The organism is Sphingomonas sp. Leaf357 (assembly GCF_001423845.1).
Classification (GTDB): domain Bacteria; phylum Pseudomonadota; class Alphaproteobacteria; order Sphingomonadales; family Sphingomonadaceae; genus Sphingomonas.
In genome coordinates this window covers 75,173-89,698 of record NZ_LMPM01000003.1, presented here as the reverse complement: position 1 = coordinate 89,698, position 14,526 = coordinate 75,173, and the positions used below count along the sequence as shown (strand labels likewise).

Sequence of the window (14,526 nt, the reverse complement as noted above, 5' to 3'; positions counted from 1 at the left end):
CGCGTGGCGCGTTGGGCCCGTATGAGCTTTGCCCAATCCGGCAGGAAAGACCGTGTCAGGGGTGCGATCCTGGCGATCGTCGTACAGGCGGGGTTAGGCTATGCGTTGATTGCCGGGCTGGCGGTGCATTTCCCGCAGGTCGCGCGCGACAGCCTCGCGGCGTTCAACTTGCTGCCGCCGCGACCGCCGCCGCCGAAGGAAATTCTGAAACCGCACAAGGTCGTCAGTCGCAAGGCCGAAGGCGCGGCCTCGCCCCCCAATCTGCGATCCAAGGCGACCGAGGTGGTCGCGCCGCAGCCGATCATTCCACCGCCGGTGCCGCCGCCTATCCCGGTCGCGGAAAAGCCCGGCGTGGGCAATCAGGCGACGGCCGGCAAAGCCAATGTGATCGGGCCCGGCACGGGCAGTGGCGGGCAGGGGGATGGCACCGGCAACGGCCGATCCGGCGACGGCGATGGCGACGGCGGGCGCGAAATCCCGCCGCGTCAGACCAAGGGCGAGATCGGACGTGGCGACTGGCCGTTCGACATCGCGGAAGCCGGAATCGGCGGGAAGGTGTCGGTGCGCTACCTCGTCACCCTGTCCGGCCGGGCGGCGAACTGCGTGGTGACCCGATCGAGCGGCAGCCGCGAGCTGGATCTGCTGACCTGCCGGCTGATCGAGCAGCGCTTCCGTTTCAAGCCGTCACGCGACGCGAACAACCGTCCGGTCGAATCGCAGATCGTCCAGGACCATTACTGGATCAACCAGCCCGGCGAGTGATCAGGTCACCCGCCAGACGATGCACAGGATGGTGACGATCATCGCCGGGGCGGCGGCGAGGGCCAGGCGATCGCGCGACACTGGGGCGCCACCGAACACGTCGGAGCCGGCGATCACGACCGCGATCGCCGCCGCGAGCAATGTCCAAAGATGATAGCGCAGTTCGGCGGCCACGCTGAACACCCCGTAGCCGAGCCCGTACAGCAACGCCGATAGCGCGACCGGCACGACGATGCGCCGCGATGGCAGGTCCAAGGCGATCGTCAGCACGCCGAAGGCCAATGCGATCCACACGATCGGCCAGCCCAGCGGGGTATGCGCGCTGGCCAGCGTCGCCGCGTCAATCGCCGACAGGATCGCGTTGGGCGTGACGTGATAGCCCCAGTCGTTCGGCGGACCCTCGACCTGGACGGGGCGTTCGATTTCGTCCGCCACGAGGAAGCGCGTGTTGATGTTGAAGTGCGCCAGCCGGTGTTCGGCATAGGCGAGCGGATGCGCGAGGATCGCGCGAACGTGGAAGGCGTAGGGGCCGATATGGCGCGCCTTCAGCGCCGCACCGACAGTCTCGAACCCGATCGGGCAGGGATCTTCGACCCACCAGGCATAGGGATCCCATTTCACCGGAGAGTAGCAACGATGGTTTACCGCGACGGGATCGGAGATGCCGGGAAGCGCCGGGAAGGCATCCACGCCGCTATGGTCGGTGATGCCGCCGAGATCGAAGATCACCAGCGACAGCTCCACGCCGCTCGATCGCGCGCCGATCAGGCGGTTGGCGACGGGCAGGGCGGCCAGCAGGATGGCGGTCGCGACGAGCGAGGTGGCGGCCAGGCGAAGCTTCGTACGTCGCGCCGCTTCGGGCATCAGCGCGACGAACACGGGAGCCCCGGCGAGGAAGGCGTTGAAGCGCAACGTCGCGGTGGCGATCAGCAGCAGCAGCGCGAGCCCGGCGAGGATCGCTGCGCGATGTCCGCGCGCCTCGATCCGCCACGCGAGCAGGCCGGTGACGGCGAGCAGCGTGCCCGCCATCAAGCAATCCTTCAACACCGCGCCCATCAGCGCCAGACACAGCGGCACCATCCCGCAGGCGACCAGCGCCACCGCCAGCCCGCGGCGCTCGCGTCGCAAGGCCCAGGCCGCGAGCATGGCCAGCCCGCCCCAGAACAGTGCCAGTTGCAACGCCAGCATCGGTGCCGGCCCGGCATGGAGCGGCACGAATTGCCGCCACAGCCATTCCATCGCCGGCGGATGCCAGTCGTCGAACTCGCCGCTCAGCGCCTGATCGTATTGGCGGATCGCATCCCAGGTCATCAGACCGGGACGATAGGCCAACGCCGTCGCGCCGGCCGCGCACACCATCGCGCAGGCGAGCAGGATCGCCGGCCCGGCCTCGCGCTTCAGCCAGCCGGTGGCGGACTGCTCCCGCGGCGGGGCGATCGTGGTTTCCTGCTCCATCGCGCTCGCCAATGCCCTATAGGCTTGCCGTCCGCCAGAGCCGCATATCGGCGGGGAGAGGGAAATATCATGACCCGAACGCGCTGCCCCTGGGCGGAGTCGACACCGGTGATGCAGGCCTATCACGACGAGGAATGGGGCGTGCCGGAGCGCGACAGCCGGGCGCTGTGGGAAAAGCTGCAACTCGACGGGTTCCAGGCCGGGCTGTCGTGGAGCATCATCCTCAACAAACGCGATGCGTTTCGCGAGGGGTTCGCCGGCTTCGATCCCGAGAAGGTCGCACGGTTCGACGACAGCGACGTCGCGCGGCTGGTGGTCGATCCGCGTATCATACGTTCCCGTGCGAAGATCGAGGCGGTGATCGGCAATGCGCGCGCCTATCTCGCGATGCGGGACGCGGGCGAGGATTTCTCCGCCTTCGTCTGGGGCATGGCCGGCGGCGCCCCGATCCGCGGCGACGGACTACATGCGCCGGCCAAGACGCCACTGTCGGAAGAGATGTCCAAGGCCCTGAAGGCGCGCGGATTCAAGTTCGTCGGGCCGGTGATCGTCTATGCGTGGATGCAGGCGTGCGGAATAGTGGACGATCATGTCGCCGGTTGCTGGCGACGCTAGGATGCAGTGGTCAATTGGAGCAGTTTGAGGCGCTCCGATCGTCACCCCGGACTTGTTCCGGGGCCCACCAAGCGGCTTTCGACACTTATCGAAATGTAGTCGGCGTGCTGCCGGCACAGTGGGCCCCGAAACAAGTCCGGGGTGACGATATATGTATTGTCTTGCCGGATACGTTATTTTTCGCGGCATTCATCGCCACCATTGCGGGGTCGTACCGATTTTGATTATCTTTCGATCACGAGATTTGCGGGGGGATACGCGATGAACGACGTGACGATGACGACGGCCACCGAACCGGACGGCGCGCCGCGCGTCGCCGGGCTGGATATCCTGCGGGGGATCGCGATCCTCGGCATCCTGTTCATGAACATCAACGACATGGGCGGATCGCTCTGGGCGTCGTTCGACGACCCGCGCCATCTCGGCTGGAGCCAGGCGGATCAGGTCGCGTGGTTCATGCGCGACATATTCGCCAACGGTACCGCGCGCTGCATGCTGGAAATGCTGTTCGGCGTCGGCATGGTGATCCTGACGGATCGCGCGGCGGGTGCGCTGCAGACGTCGGCGGAGCGACCGGACGGCTGGTTCCGCACGTCGCTGCATGTCCTGTTCGGCGACTGGGCGGTGATGCGCAGCTATTATGCGCGCAATCTGGTGCTGTTCCTGTTCGGGCTCGTGCACATCTTCATCCTGCTCTGGCCCGGCGACATCCTGCACACCTATGGCATCGCCGCCCTGGTCGCTTTCCTGTTCCGCCGGCTGGGGCCGAAGACTCTGCTCGGGCTCGGGCTGATCATGGCCGTGATGCAGTTGTGCGGCGGCGGGTACAGCATCTATCAGGCGCAGACGCGCATCGCGATGTCCGCGCAGTTGCAGGCCAAGCGCGACGCCGGGCAGAAGCTGACGCCGAAGGAAACCAAGGACCTCGCCAAGGCGACCGAAAAGAAGACGGAGCGCGCGAAGAACAAGGCGGAGACCGCCAAGCGCGTCGGGCTGGAAGACAAAGCGCGTCTGGACGCCACCGGCACCTTCATGACCTGGGCCGCGTCCGCCTGGGGCGTGATCCTGTTCATCTGGGGCGTCGGCGACAGCGTCGGGCCGGGCATGTTCCTGGAGCCGTTGTTCGTGTGGGAAGCGGCCAGCACGATGCTGATCGGCGCGGCATTGTTCAAATGGGGCGTCATCCAGGGGCAGCGATCGCGCGGCTTCTATCTGTGGACGATGCTGATCGCCTATGCGGTCGGCTTCGGCGGGCGCGCCTATACCGCCTATCTGACCACGAGATGGGACGATTACCCGCACATGATCTATTCGACGGGCGAGGTGACCCGCCTGTCGACCACGCTCGGCCATATCTCGGCGGTGTATCTGCTGCTCGGCACCGCGTTCGGCGCGAGGCTGCTCAAGCCGTTCGAGGCGGCCGGGCGGACCGCGCTGACGATCTATATCGGTCAGACGATCATCTGCCTGTGGGTCCTGTACCCGCCGTTCGCGCTCGGCCTGTATGGGCAACAGGGGTGGATGGCGCTGATGCTGACGGCGCTGGCGGTGAACGCCTTGCTGCTGCTGGCGGCGAATTGGTACGTGCGCAACTACGCGATCGCGCCGGTCGAATGGGCGTGGCGATCGATCATCGCGCGGCGCGTGCTGTCGATCGGCAAGCGTCGTAAAACAGGCGACAATCCCTTGCCCGGCGCTATACCCGCGAGCTGAATAGAGCTGCACGGGATTGGAGATGAGGGATGGCGAAATCATGGATCGTGGCGGGGGTGATGCTCGCCGCGATGGGATCGCCGGCCTTGGCTGCTGAGACCGCAGCGTCCGCCCAGCCGCAGACGCAGGGCCAGAAGCTGACGCTGAAGCGCGTGTTCGGATCACCCGATCTGTCGGGGCCGCAGCCGCAATCGCTGAAGCTGTCGCCCGACGGGACGTTGCTCACGTCGCTGAAGCCGCGCGCCGACGAGAAGCAGCGCTTCGACCTGTGGGCGCTCGATACGCGCACCGGCAAGGAACGCATGCTGGTCGATTCGAAGAAGGTCGGCAGCGGCGCGGAACTGTCCGAGGCCGAGAAGATGCAGCGCGAGCGCGATCGCAGCATCAGCGGCAAGACCGGCATCGTGTCCTACGAATGGTCGCCGGACGGCAAGACGATCCTCGTGCCGATCGACGGCGACCTGTATCTTGCGACATTGGACGGCAATGTGACGCGGCTGACCGAGAATGTCGGCGGCGCGCTGAACCCGAAGATCAGCCCGGCGGGCGGATACGTCTCCTATGTCCGCGACCAGAATCTCGTAGTCCAACCGCTGGGCGGTGCGCCGCGCGCATTGACCGAGGATGGCAGGGATACGATCCATTGGGGTGAGGCCGAATTCGTCGCGCAGGAAGAGATGGACCGGCGCACCGGCTATTGGTGGGCGCCGGGCGACACGCGGGTGGCGGTCGAGCGGTTCGACGAAGCCCCGGTCGGGGTGATCACCCGCGCGGCAATCGGCGCGAACGGGACCAAGACGTACAACCAGCGCTATCCCGCCGCCGGCACGCCGAACGTGGCGGTCGAGCTGTACGTGATGAAGCCCGATGGCACAGGCCGGGTGAAGGTCGATCTCGGTAGGGAGACCGACATCTATCTGGCGCGTGTCGACTGGGCGCCGGACGGCAGCGTTTTGTACGTGCAGCGCCAGAACCGTGCGCAGACGGTGCTGGACATGCTCAAGGTCGATCCGGCGACGGGCAAGTCCAGCGTGTTGTTCAGCGAGAAGGCGCGGGCGAACTCCTGGGTCAACCTGAGCAACGCCTATCAGTTCCTAAACGACGGCAGCCTGATCTGGACGTCGGAACGCGACGGTTTCGCGCATCTGTATCGCTTCAAGGCGGGCAAATGGACGCAGCTGACCAAGGGCGACTGGGTGGTGATGGACCTGGCCGGAGTCGACCAGGCCAAGGGTCGCATCTACTTTACCGCCAACAAGGACGGGGTGCTGGAAAAGCATCTCTATGCGATCGATCTGGCCCATCCCGCCGCGCCGGTGCGGCTGACCGAGCCGGGCTGGTGGAACGGCGCGACGATGGACAAGGCGGCGTCGCGGATCATTGTGTCGCGCTCCAACCCGGATCAGCCGACCCAGGTGTATCTGGCGGATACGAGCGGCAAGCGGCTGTCGTGGATCAACCAAAACGCGCTGGTCGCAGGGCATCCGTATTTCCCGTTCCTCAAGCAGCATCAGGCGACGAAGTTCGGCACGCTGAAGGCGGCAGACGGCAGCACGCTGTATTGGGAGATGATCACGCCGCCGCTGGAGCCGGGCAAGAAATATCCGGTGTTCTTCGAACATTATGGCGGGCCGCATTCGCAGACAGTGTCGAGGAACTGGGGCGGGGCGCTGCACCAATATCTGGTCGATCAGGGCTATATCGTGTTCATGATCGACAATCGCGGATCGGCCAATCGCGGCGTCGCGTTCGAAAGCCAGCTTTATCGTGCGGCGGGCACGGTCGAGGTCGCGGATCAATTGGCCGGTGCGAAATGGCTGAAGGAACAGCCCTTCGTCGATCCCGCCAAGATCGTCACCTATGGCTGGTCCTATGGCGGGTACATGACGCTGAAGATGCTGGAGGCGGCGCCGGGCGTGTTTGCCGCGGGCGTGGCGGGCGCGCCGGTGACGAAGTGGGAACTCTACGATACGCATTATACCGAACGCTATATGGGCGACCCGAAGAAGGACGCGAAAGCCTATGCCGCGTCCAGCGCGCTGACCGATGCGCCGAAGATCGCCGATCCCATGCTGCTGATTCACGGCATGTCGGACGACAATGTGTTCTTCGAGAACTCGACCGCGCTGGCGGCACGGATGCAGGCGGCGTCCACGCCGTTCGAGATGATGTTCTATCCCGGCTTCACGCACCGCGTCGGGGGCCCGGTGGTAGGCGAGCATCTGTGGACGACGATCCTGGATTTTTATGGACGGCACATGGGGAAATGGGGTTGCCCTAGCCAGATGCACTAACCGTCATCCCGGGCTTGATCCGGGATCCAACGTGCAACAATCGACGCCATCGCAAGTGGTGAGTTGCACCCCGGATCAAGTCCGGGGTGACGGTTTCGGATGGGGTAGCGGGGTCAGGCCCCCGCCGCGCTCAGCCGATCGAGCTGGTCCGCACTCAACTCCAGCGTGATCGCGCCGAGCAGGTCCTCGACCTGCTTGACGCTCGTCGCGCTGGCGATCGGGGCGGTGACGCCGGGTTGTGCGGCGAGCCACGCCAAGGCGATCTGCGCCAGGCTCGCGCCGGTGTCCGCAGCCACCGCGTCCATCGCCGCCAGCACGTCCGCGCCCTTGCCTTCGAGCAGGTCGCCCATCCGGCCGCCGCGCACGCTCTGGCCGAGATCGTCCTTGCTGCGATACTTGCCGGTGAGGAAACCGGAGGCGAGGCCGTAATAGGGCACCACGCCGACATTGTTGGTGATGCAATAATCCTGCAACTCGCCTTCGAACTTGTGACGGCTGACAAGATTATATTCCGGCTGGAGCACCTGATAATGCGGCAGACCGTGCGCGACCGCGGCATCGTGCGCCGATTTCAGGCGCCTGGCGTGAAAGTTCGATGCGCCGAGCGCGCGGACCTTGCCGGCGTCGATCAGCTTGGCGAAGGCGGCGAGCGCATCCTCCTGCGCGACGGCATCATCGTCCTGATGCGCGAAATAGAGGTCGATCGTCTCGACGCCGAGCCGTTTGAGCGAAGCGTCGCAGGCCGCCGCGATCCGCGCGGGGGCGAGCTTTTCGCCACCCTCGCCGGGCAGCATGCCGACCTTGGTGGCGATCAGCACGTCGTTGCGCTTGCCGCTCGATTTCAGCCAATCGCCGATCATGCTTTCGGACTCGCCGCCCTGATGGCCCGGCACCCAGGCCGAATAGACGTCGGCCGTGTCGATCATCGTGCCGCCCCCGGCGACGAACGCGTCGAGCACGGCGAAGCTCGCATCCCTGTCGGCGGTCCAGCCGAAGACGTTGCCACCGAGCACCAGCGGCGCGATGTGCAGATCGGTCGCGCCGAGGCGCCGGTTGGTCGTCATGGGATGAAATACCTTGATGAGAGCAGGGTCTTTAGAGTGGCTTATCGCGGCTGAGCCTCGTTTTCGCCTCCGATCGCGACGGCGTTGGCATCCACGCTGTTGGCGTCGAGCATCGCCGCCGCGTCGTTCAGGGACTGTGCCTCGCTCGCGCTGACCGAGCCGGGCGCGTCGCTATGCGATCCGCACGCGGCGAGCAGCAGCACCGGGAGCAGGGGGGCGAGGCGCATCATCCGATCGATCCGCGCCACCTCAATCCTCGATCGCGTTGCCGGCGTCCTTCAGTGCGGCACCGGTCTTGTCGGCGGCCTTGTCCGCTGCATTGCCGATCGCCGCGCCGGCATTGTCGAGCTTCGCTTCGGCCGAGCCGAAGGCGCGATCGGCGGCGGCATCGGTGTCGTTGACGGCGGCGCTCATCGTCGCATTGGCGTCGGCGGAGATCTGGTCGGCGGCCTCGGCGGTTTCGTTCTGAGCGGCGGGCGAGCAGGCGGCAAGCATGGCGACGGTTGCGATGGCGACGAGCGTCTTCACGGATAATTCTCCTGGAAGTTGGCAAAGGTTGCGCCGGTAACGCTAACGGCAGGGTGTTGGGTCCGCAACTTATCGCGCGTTGACCTCATATAAAGATATCTTTATATGTATTGAGGCAATGACCCTGGCCCTCGACATCTTCCGCGCGCTTGCCGATGCGACGCGGCTGCGCATCCTGGCGCTGCTGCGCTCGATGGAGCTGTCGGTCGGTGAATTGGCACAGGTTCTGGGCCAGAGCCAGCCACGGGTGTCGCGCCATGTGAAGATCCTGTGCGACGCGGGTCTCGCGGAGCGGCGCAAGGAGGGCAGCTGGGTGTTCGTCGGCGTCGGCAGCGCGGCCAAGGTCGCGCCGGTCGTCGCCGCGCTGGACGCCTGGAACGGGATCGAGCCGGACCATTGGGCGGTGGCCGATGCGGCGCGGCTGGCGGCGGTGCGCGCCGATCGCGCAGCGTCGGCGGCGATGTGGTTCGAGGCGAATGCGGGGCAATGGGACGCGATCCGGTCGCTGCACGTCGCCGAAGAGCAGGTCGAGGCGGCAATTTCCGATGTGCTGGGGGAGGCCCCGATCGGGCGGCTGATCGATATCGGCACCGGCACCGGGCGGATGCTCGAACTGTTCGCGGGGCGTGCGAAATATGCGCTGGGAATCGATCGGTCGTCGGAAATGCTGCGGCTGGCGCGGGCCAAGCTGTCCGAACGCGGCCTCGTCAATGCCGAACTGCGTCAGGCCGATCTCTACGCGCTGCCGCTGGGCGACGACGAGGCGGATGCGGCGATCATCCACCACGTGCTGCATTTCGCGCAACAGCCCGGCGCCGCGATCGCCGAGGCGGCGCGGGTGCTCAGCCCCGGCGGCCGGCTGCTGATCGCGGATTTCGCCAGCCACGACCGCGAGGATCTACGCGCGCGCGATGCGCATACCCGCCTCGGTTTTTCGGACGAGCAGATCGCCGTCTGGTTCGCCAGCGCGGGCCTCGCGCCGGCGCGGACCGAGACGCTCGAGGGCGGTGAACTGACGGTGAAATTGTGGCTCGGGCGCAAGCTCGGGTCGCCGCTACATGAGGTGAAGGCAGCGTGATGGTTTCGGTCAAGGACATGCAGGAAGCGCGACGCGCTCTGGCGACTCCGATGTTCGCGGACGTCGGCGGCAGCGATGCTCGGGTGAGTTTCGAATTCTTTCCGCCCAAGACCGAGAAGATGGAAGAGACGCTGTGGGAATCGGTGCAGACGCTGAGCCCGCTCGGTCCGCGCTTCGTGTCCGTGACGTACGGGGCGGGCGGCACGACGCGCGAGCGGACGCACGCCACGGTGGCGCGGATCGCGCGCGACACGAACATCCCGGCGGCGGCGCACCTGACCTGCGTCGAGGCGACGCGCAAGGAGATCGACGCGGTCGCCAACGATTACTGGGAGGCCGGCGTGCGCCACATCGTCGCGCTGCGCGGCGATCCGCCGGTGGCGGGCGCGAAGTTCCAGTCGCCGGTCGGCGGGTATGAGAATGCGGCGGCTTTGGTCGCGGGCCTGCGCAAGCTGCACCCGTTCGAGATCTCGGTCGCGGCCTACCCCGAATGCCACCCGGATTCACCCGATCCGGTGGCGGACCTCGACAATCTCAAGCGCAAGCTCGACGCCGGCGCGAGCCGCGCGATCACGCAATTCTTCCATGAAGCGGAGACGTTCTTCCGGTATCGCGACGCCGTGGCCAAGGCCGGGATCGATGCCGAGATCGTGCCGGGGATCATGCCGATCATGAATTTCGGCGCGGTGCAGCGCATGTCGGCGATGTGCGGCACGGTGGTACCATCCTGGATGGGGACTTTGTTCGAGGGGCTGGACGATCATCCGGCGGCGCGGCAACTGGTGTCGGCGACGATCGCGGCGGAACTGTGCCGGCGGCTCTATGCCGGCGGCGTGCGGGATTTCCATTTCTACACGCTCAACCGCGCGGAACTCAGTTTCGCGATCTGCCATCTGCTCGGGATCCGGGCGAAGGGTGTGGAGCGGGCCGAGGCGGCGTAGCCACAAGCGTCATCCCAGCGAAGGCTGGGATCTCAAGGGGCTAGGGCGCGCCGGACAATACAAAGACCCCAGCCTTCGCTGGGATGAAGAAGGGATTTTCAAGTCATGAATATCCGAGAAAAATTCCTCGCCGAAGCGGCCAAGCGCGTGCTGATCACCGATGGCGCGTTCGGGACGGAGATCCAGAACTGGAAGCTGAACGAGGCGGATTATGCCGGCGATCTTGGCCTCGCCAAGGACCAGAAGGGCAATAACGACATCCTGGCGCTGACCAAGCCCGAGGTGCCGGAGACGATCACGCGCGAATATCTCGAGGCGGGATCGGACATCGTCTCGACCAACACCTTTTCCGCGAACCTGATCAGCCAGGCCGATTATGCCGCGGAGCATCTGGTGAAGGAGATTAACCTCGCCTCGGCGCAGATCGCGCGCCGGCTGGCCGACGAATATGCCGCGAAGGACGGGCGCCCGCGCTTCGTCGCCGGGGCGATCGGGCCGACCAACAAGACGCTGTCGCTGTCGCCCGACGTCAACGATCCGGGCTTTCGCGAGATCGATTTCGATTACCTCAAGACCGTGTACCGCGAGCAGATCGACGCGCTGATCGAGGGGGGCGTCGATTTCATCCTGATCGAGACGGTGTTCGATACGCTGAACGCCAAGGCCGGAATCATGGCCGCGCTGGAAGCGTCGCACGACCTTGGCCGCGACGTGCCGATCATGATGTCGATGACGCTGACCGACCTGTCCGGGCGCAACCTGTCGGGCCATACGGTCGAGGCGTTCTGGCACGCGGTGCGGCATGCCAGACCGGTGACGATCGGGCTGAACTGTTCGTTCGGGGCGGAGCAGTTGCGGCCGCATGTCCGCACGCTCTCCGACATCGCGGACACGCTGATCATGGTCTATCCCAATGCCGGCCTGCCCAACGAGCTGGGCGAATATGACGAGATGCCGGACACGACCGCCGGGCTGGTGCTGGAATGGGCGCAGGCCGGGCAGGTGAACGTGCTCGGCGGATGCTGCGGATCGACCCCGGCGCATATCGCGGCGATGGCCAAGGCGGTGGCTGGGTTGCCGGCGCGGCAGGTGGCGCAGCCGGCCGTGCGGACGAAGCTTGCCGGGCTGGAGCCGATGACGATGGCGGCGTAAAAATTCCCCTCCCGCTTGCGGGAGGGGTTAGGGGAGGGCAGTGCCTCCCAAGCATCGCCTGATGTCGGTCAGGCCCTCCCCCGACCCCTCCCGCACGCGGGAGGGGGGAAGAAAAGATAGATGACCACCAATTCCTCCGCCAATTTCGTCAATATCGGCGAGCGCACCAACGTCACCGGCTCCGCGCGCTTCAAGAAGCTGATCATGGCGGGCGACTATCCGGCCGCGGTCGAGGTGGCGTTGCAGCAGGTGGAGAGCGGCGCCCAGGTGCTAGACGTCAACATGGACGAGGGGCTGCTCGACGCCGAATACGCCATGACCACGTTCCTGAAGCTGATCGCGGCGGAACCGGACATCGCGCGCATCCCGTTCATGGTCGACAGCTCCAAGTGGAGCGTGATCGAGGCGGGGCTGAAATGCGTCAGCGGCAAGCCGATCGTCAATTCGATCAGCATGAAGGAAGGCGAAGAGCAGTTCCTGGAACATGCCCGCAAGTGCAGGAATTACGGGGCGGCCGTCGTCGTGATGGCGTTCGACGAGGTGGGCCAGGCGGACACCAAGGCGCGCAAGGTCGAGATCTGCGAGCGCGCCTACAAGTTGCTCCTCGGCATCGGCTTCCCGCCCGAGGACATCATCTTCGACCCCAACGTGTTCGCGGTGGCGACGGGGATCGAGGAGCACAACAATTACGGCGTGGATTTCATCGAGGCGTGCGCCGAGATCAAGGCACGCTGCCCGCACGTGCACATCTCGGGCGGGCTTTCCAACCTGAGCTTCAGCTTCCGCGGCAACGAGCCGGTGCGCCGCGCGATGCACTCGGTGTTCCTCTATTACGCCATCCCGCAGGGCATGGACATGGCGATCGTCAATGCGGGGCAACTCGACGTGTACGACACGATCGACCCCGAACTGCGCACCGCCTGCGAGGATGTGATCCTCAACAAGGATCCGGACGCGACCGAGCGGCTGATCGCGCTGGCCGAACGCTACAAGGGTACCGATGCGGTGGCCGAGAAGGCGGCGGCGGAATGGCGTTCGCTGCCGGTCGCCAAGCGGCTGGAATATGCTTTGGTCAAGGGCATCGACGCGCATGTCGTGGACGATACCGAGGAATGCCGGCAGCTTTTCGACCGCCCGATCGAGGTGATCGAGGGGCCGTTGATGGACGGCATGAACGTGGTCGGCGACCTGTTCGGATCGGGCAAGATGTTCCTGCCGCAGGTCGTGAAAAGCGCGCGCGTGATGAAGAAGGCGGTGGCGCATCTGCTGCCCTTCATCGAGGCGGCGAAGGAGCCCGGCGCGCGCGGCAAGGGCAAGATCATCATGGCGACCGTGAAGGGCGACGTGCACGATATCGGCAAGAACATCGTCGGCGTCGTCCTGCAGTGCAACGGCTTCGATGTCGTCGACATGGGCGTGATGGTGGCGTGGCCGGATATCCTGAAGGCGGCGAACGAGAACGATGCCGACATGATCGGTCTGTCGGGCCTCATCACGCCGTCGCTGGACGAGATGGTCACGGTGGCGGAGGAGATGAAGCGCGCCGGGATGACGATGCCGTTGCTGATCGGCGGCGCGACGACCAGCAAGGTGCACACCGCGCTGCGCATCTCGCCGGCATATGACGGGCCGGTGGTGCACGTGCTGGACGCGAGCCGAGCGGTGGGCGTGGCATCGACCCTGGTGTCGGACACGATCCGCGACGATTTCGTCAAGAAGACTTCGGACGAGTATGAGGCGGTGCGCCTGGCGCGGGCCAACAAGGGGCAGAACGATCTGCTGCCGCTGGCCAAGGCGCGCGCCAATCCGTTCGTCGCGGACATGGCGCTGAAGCCGGCCGCGCCGCTGAAGCCGGGCGTGCACGTGTTCCGCGACTGGGATCTGAAGGATCTGCGCGAGCTGATCGACTGGACGCCGTTCTTCCGCGCCTGGGAACTGGCGGGGAATTATCCGGCGATCCTGACCGACCCGGTGGTCGGCGAGAGCGCGACGTCGCTGTTCGCCGATGCGCAGGCGATGCTCGACAGGATCGTGAACGAGAAGTGGCTGACGGCGCGGGGCGTTTGCGGCCTGTGGTCCTGCGCGCGGCACGACGACGACGTGATCGTGGACCTGAAGGGCGATTTCAACGCCGAGGAACTGCGCGGGCTCGACATGCTCAACCTGGTGGAGGGCACGGACGTGGTGCGCCTGCCGTTCCTGCGCCAGCAGATCGCCAAGCGGGAAGGGCGGGCGAACATGTGCCTGGCCGATTTCGTCGATCCCAAGGGTGACTGGATCGGCGGGTTCGCGGTGTCGATCCACGGCATCGAGCCGCATCTGGCGCGCTTCAAGGCGGGGATCGACGATTATTCCGACATCCTGCTGAAGGCGCTGGCGGACCGGCTGGCCGAGGCGTTCGCGGAACGGCTGCACCAGCATGTCCGGCAGGAACTGTGGGGCTATGCGCCCGACGAGCAACTGACCAACGAAGCGCTGATCCGCGAGCAATATCGCGGCATCCGTCCGGCACCGGGCTATCCGGCCTGCCCGGAGCACAGCCTGAAGATCCAGCTGTTCGAGATGCTCGACGCGCACAAGGCGACCGGCGCGACGCTGACCGAGAGCTTCGCGATGCTGCCGACGGCGGCGGTGAGCGGTTTCTATTTCGGGCACCCGCAGGCGGAATATTTCGGCGTGGCGCGGATCGGCCCGGATCAGGTCGAGGATTATGCCGCGCGGCGCGGGGTCGACCTGCCCACCGCACAACGCTGGTTGCGGCCGAATCTGGATTAACCCTCAATTCGGGTTCACGGGCGCGGTATCCGGGGGCATGTATCGACCAAGATGCGTGCGCGGGCCTGTCCCCGTTCGCCCTGAGCCTGTCGAGGGGCCGTTCTTCTTCCCGAGCGTTGACGAGAAGAACGGTGCTTCGACAGGCTCAG

At 65.8% G+C, this 14,526-nt stretch carries 12 protein-coding genes; 8 read left to right on the top strand and 4 right to left on the bottom strand.

Annotated elements, in window-relative coordinates:
• The first annotated feature begins 21 nt into the window (after positions 1-21).
• Positions 22-762 (top strand): TonB family protein, encoded by a 741-nt coding sequence (locus tag ASG11_RS16985; RefSeq protein ID WP_082472939.1) that lies wholly within the window; start codon positions 22-24, stop codon positions 760-762.
• Here the strand turns inward: ASG11_RS16985 and ASG11_RS16980 are convergent, their stop codons facing one another.
• On the bottom strand, positions 763-2,217 hold the full coding sequence (locus ASG11_RS16980; protein ID WP_236697576.1) for a hypothetical protein: 1,455 nt from the start codon (positions 2,215-2,217) through the stop codon (positions 763-765).
• Between the two features lie 69 nt (positions 2,218-2,286).
• On the opposite strand from ASG11_RS16980, the gene ASG11_RS16975 reads away from it, so the two are divergent.
• The 3 genes from ASG11_RS16975 to ASG11_RS16965 all read left to right on the top strand — a co-directional run bounded on the left by ASG11_RS16975 (position 2,287) and on the right by ASG11_RS16965 (position 6,839).
• A complete protein-coding gene (locus ASG11_RS16975) occupies positions 2,287-2,832 on the top strand; it encodes a DNA-3-methyladenine glycosylase I (RefSeq protein WP_055783083.1) in 546 nt (181 codons plus the stop codon).
• A 261-nt stretch (positions 2,833-3,093) separates the two neighbouring features.
• On the top strand, positions 3,094-4,545 hold the full coding sequence (locus ASG11_RS16970) for a DUF418 domain-containing protein (RefSeq protein WP_055783081.1): 1,452 nt from the start codon (positions 3,094-3,096) through the stop codon (positions 4,543-4,545).
• 29 nt (positions 4,546-4,574) lie between these two features.
• On the top strand, positions 4,575-6,839 hold the full coding sequence (locus tag ASG11_RS16965; RefSeq protein WP_055783079.1) for a S9 family peptidase: 2,265 nt from the start codon (positions 4,575-4,577) through the stop codon (positions 6,837-6,839).
• A 113-nt stretch (positions 6,840-6,952) separates the two neighbouring features.
• Here ASG11_RS16965 and ASG11_RS16960 read toward each other — a convergent pair whose 3' ends face one another.
• Genes ASG11_RS16960 through ASG11_RS16950 form a run of 3 tightly spaced genes read right to left on the bottom strand, consistent with a single transcriptional unit; the run spans position 6,953 to position 8,431 of the window.
• Complete coding sequence (locus tag ASG11_RS16960) at positions 6,953-7,903, bottom strand: aldo/keto reductase (protein ID WP_055783076.1); 951 nt, start codon at positions 7,901-7,903, stop codon at positions 6,953-6,955.
• A gap of 41 nt (positions 7,904-7,944) precedes the next feature.
• Positions 7,945-8,133, bottom strand: a complete 189-nt coding sequence (locus ASG11_RS16955; RefSeq protein WP_055783597.1) for a hypothetical protein — start codon at positions 8,131-8,133, stop codon at positions 7,945-7,947.
• A gap of 19 nt (positions 8,134-8,152) precedes the next feature.
• Positions 8,153-8,431 (bottom strand): hypothetical protein, encoded by a 279-nt coding sequence (locus ASG11_RS16950; protein ID WP_236697575.1) that lies wholly within the window; start codon positions 8,429-8,431, stop codon positions 8,153-8,155.
• A 118-nt stretch (positions 8,432-8,549) separates the two neighbouring features.
• Here ASG11_RS16950 and ASG11_RS16945 point away from each other — a divergent pair, with 118 nt between their 5' ends.
• The 4 genes from ASG11_RS16945 to metH all read left to right on the top strand — a co-directional run bounded on the left by ASG11_RS16945 (position 8,550) and on the right by metH (position 14,377).
• The gene (locus ASG11_RS16945) at positions 8,550-9,509 is read left to right on the top strand and encodes an ArsR/SmtB family transcription factor (RefSeq protein ID WP_055783073.1); all 960 of its coding nucleotides are present in this window, start codon (positions 8,550-8,552) and stop codon (positions 9,507-9,509) included.
• Positions 9,509-10,450 carry a methylenetetrahydrofolate reductase [NAD(P)H] gene (gene metF / locus ASG11_RS16940; protein ID WP_055783070.1) on the top strand — a complete coding sequence of 314 codons (942 nt, stop codon included), beginning with the start codon at positions 9,509-9,511 and terminating at the stop codon, positions 10,448-10,450. Before ASG11_RS16945 ends, metF begins: the two co-directional genes overlap by 1 nt.
• Before the next feature lie 105 nt (positions 10,451-10,555).
• Complete coding sequence (locus ASG11_RS16935) at positions 10,556-11,602, top strand: homocysteine S-methyltransferase family protein (RefSeq protein WP_055783067.1); 1,047 nt, start codon at positions 10,556-10,558, stop codon at positions 11,600-11,602.
• Between the two features lie 120 nt (positions 11,603-11,722).
• Complete coding sequence (gene metH, locus ASG11_RS16930) at positions 11,723-14,377, top strand: methionine synthase (protein WP_055783063.1); 2,655 nt, start codon at positions 11,723-11,725, stop codon at positions 14,375-14,377.
• Positions 14,378-14,526: the final 149 nt, after the last annotated feature.

What these genes read in the sequence shown, in the direction of transcription:
- ASG11_RS16985 (WP_082472939.1), top strand. Translation starts at nt 22, where the DNA reads ATGAGCTTTGCCCAATCCGGCAGGAAAGACCGTGTCAGGGGTGCGATC.
- ASG11_RS16980 (WP_236697576.1), bottom strand. Translation starts at nt 2,217, where the DNA reads ATGGAGCAGGAAACCACGATCGCCCCGCCGCGGGAGCAGTCCGCCACC.
- ASG11_RS16975 (WP_055783083.1), top strand. Translation starts at nt 2,287, where the DNA reads ATGACCCGAACGCGCTGCCCCTGGGCGGAGTCGACACCGGTGATGCAG.
- ASG11_RS16970 (WP_055783081.1), top strand. Translation starts at nt 3,094, where the DNA reads ATGAACGACGTGACGATGACGACGGCCACCGAACCGGACGGCGCGCCG.
- ASG11_RS16965 (WP_055783079.1), top strand. Translation starts at nt 4,575, where the DNA reads ATGGCGAAATCATGGATCGTGGCGGGGGTGATGCTCGCCGCGATGGGA.
- ASG11_RS16960 (WP_055783076.1), bottom strand. Translation starts at nt 7,903, where the DNA reads ATGACGACCAACCGGCGCCTCGGCGCGACCGATCTGCACATCGCGCCG.
- ASG11_RS16955 (WP_055783597.1), bottom strand. Translation starts at nt 8,133, where the DNA reads ATGATGCGCCTCGCCCCCCTGCTCCCGGTGCTGCTGCTCGCCGCGTGC.
- ASG11_RS16945 (WP_055783073.1), top strand. Translation starts at nt 8,550, where the DNA reads ATGACCCTGGCCCTCGACATCTTCCGCGCGCTTGCCGATGCGACGCGG.
- metF (WP_055783070.1), top strand. Translation starts at nt 9,509, where the DNA reads ATGGTTTCGGTCAAGGACATGCAGGAAGCGCGACGCGCTCTGGCGACT.
- ASG11_RS16935 (WP_055783067.1), top strand. Translation starts at nt 10,556, where the DNA reads ATGAATATCCGAGAAAAATTCCTCGCCGAAGCGGCCAAGCGCGTGCTG.
- metH (WP_055783063.1), top strand. Translation starts at nt 11,723, where the DNA reads ATGACCACCAATTCCTCCGCCAATTTCGTCAATATCGGCGAGCGCACC.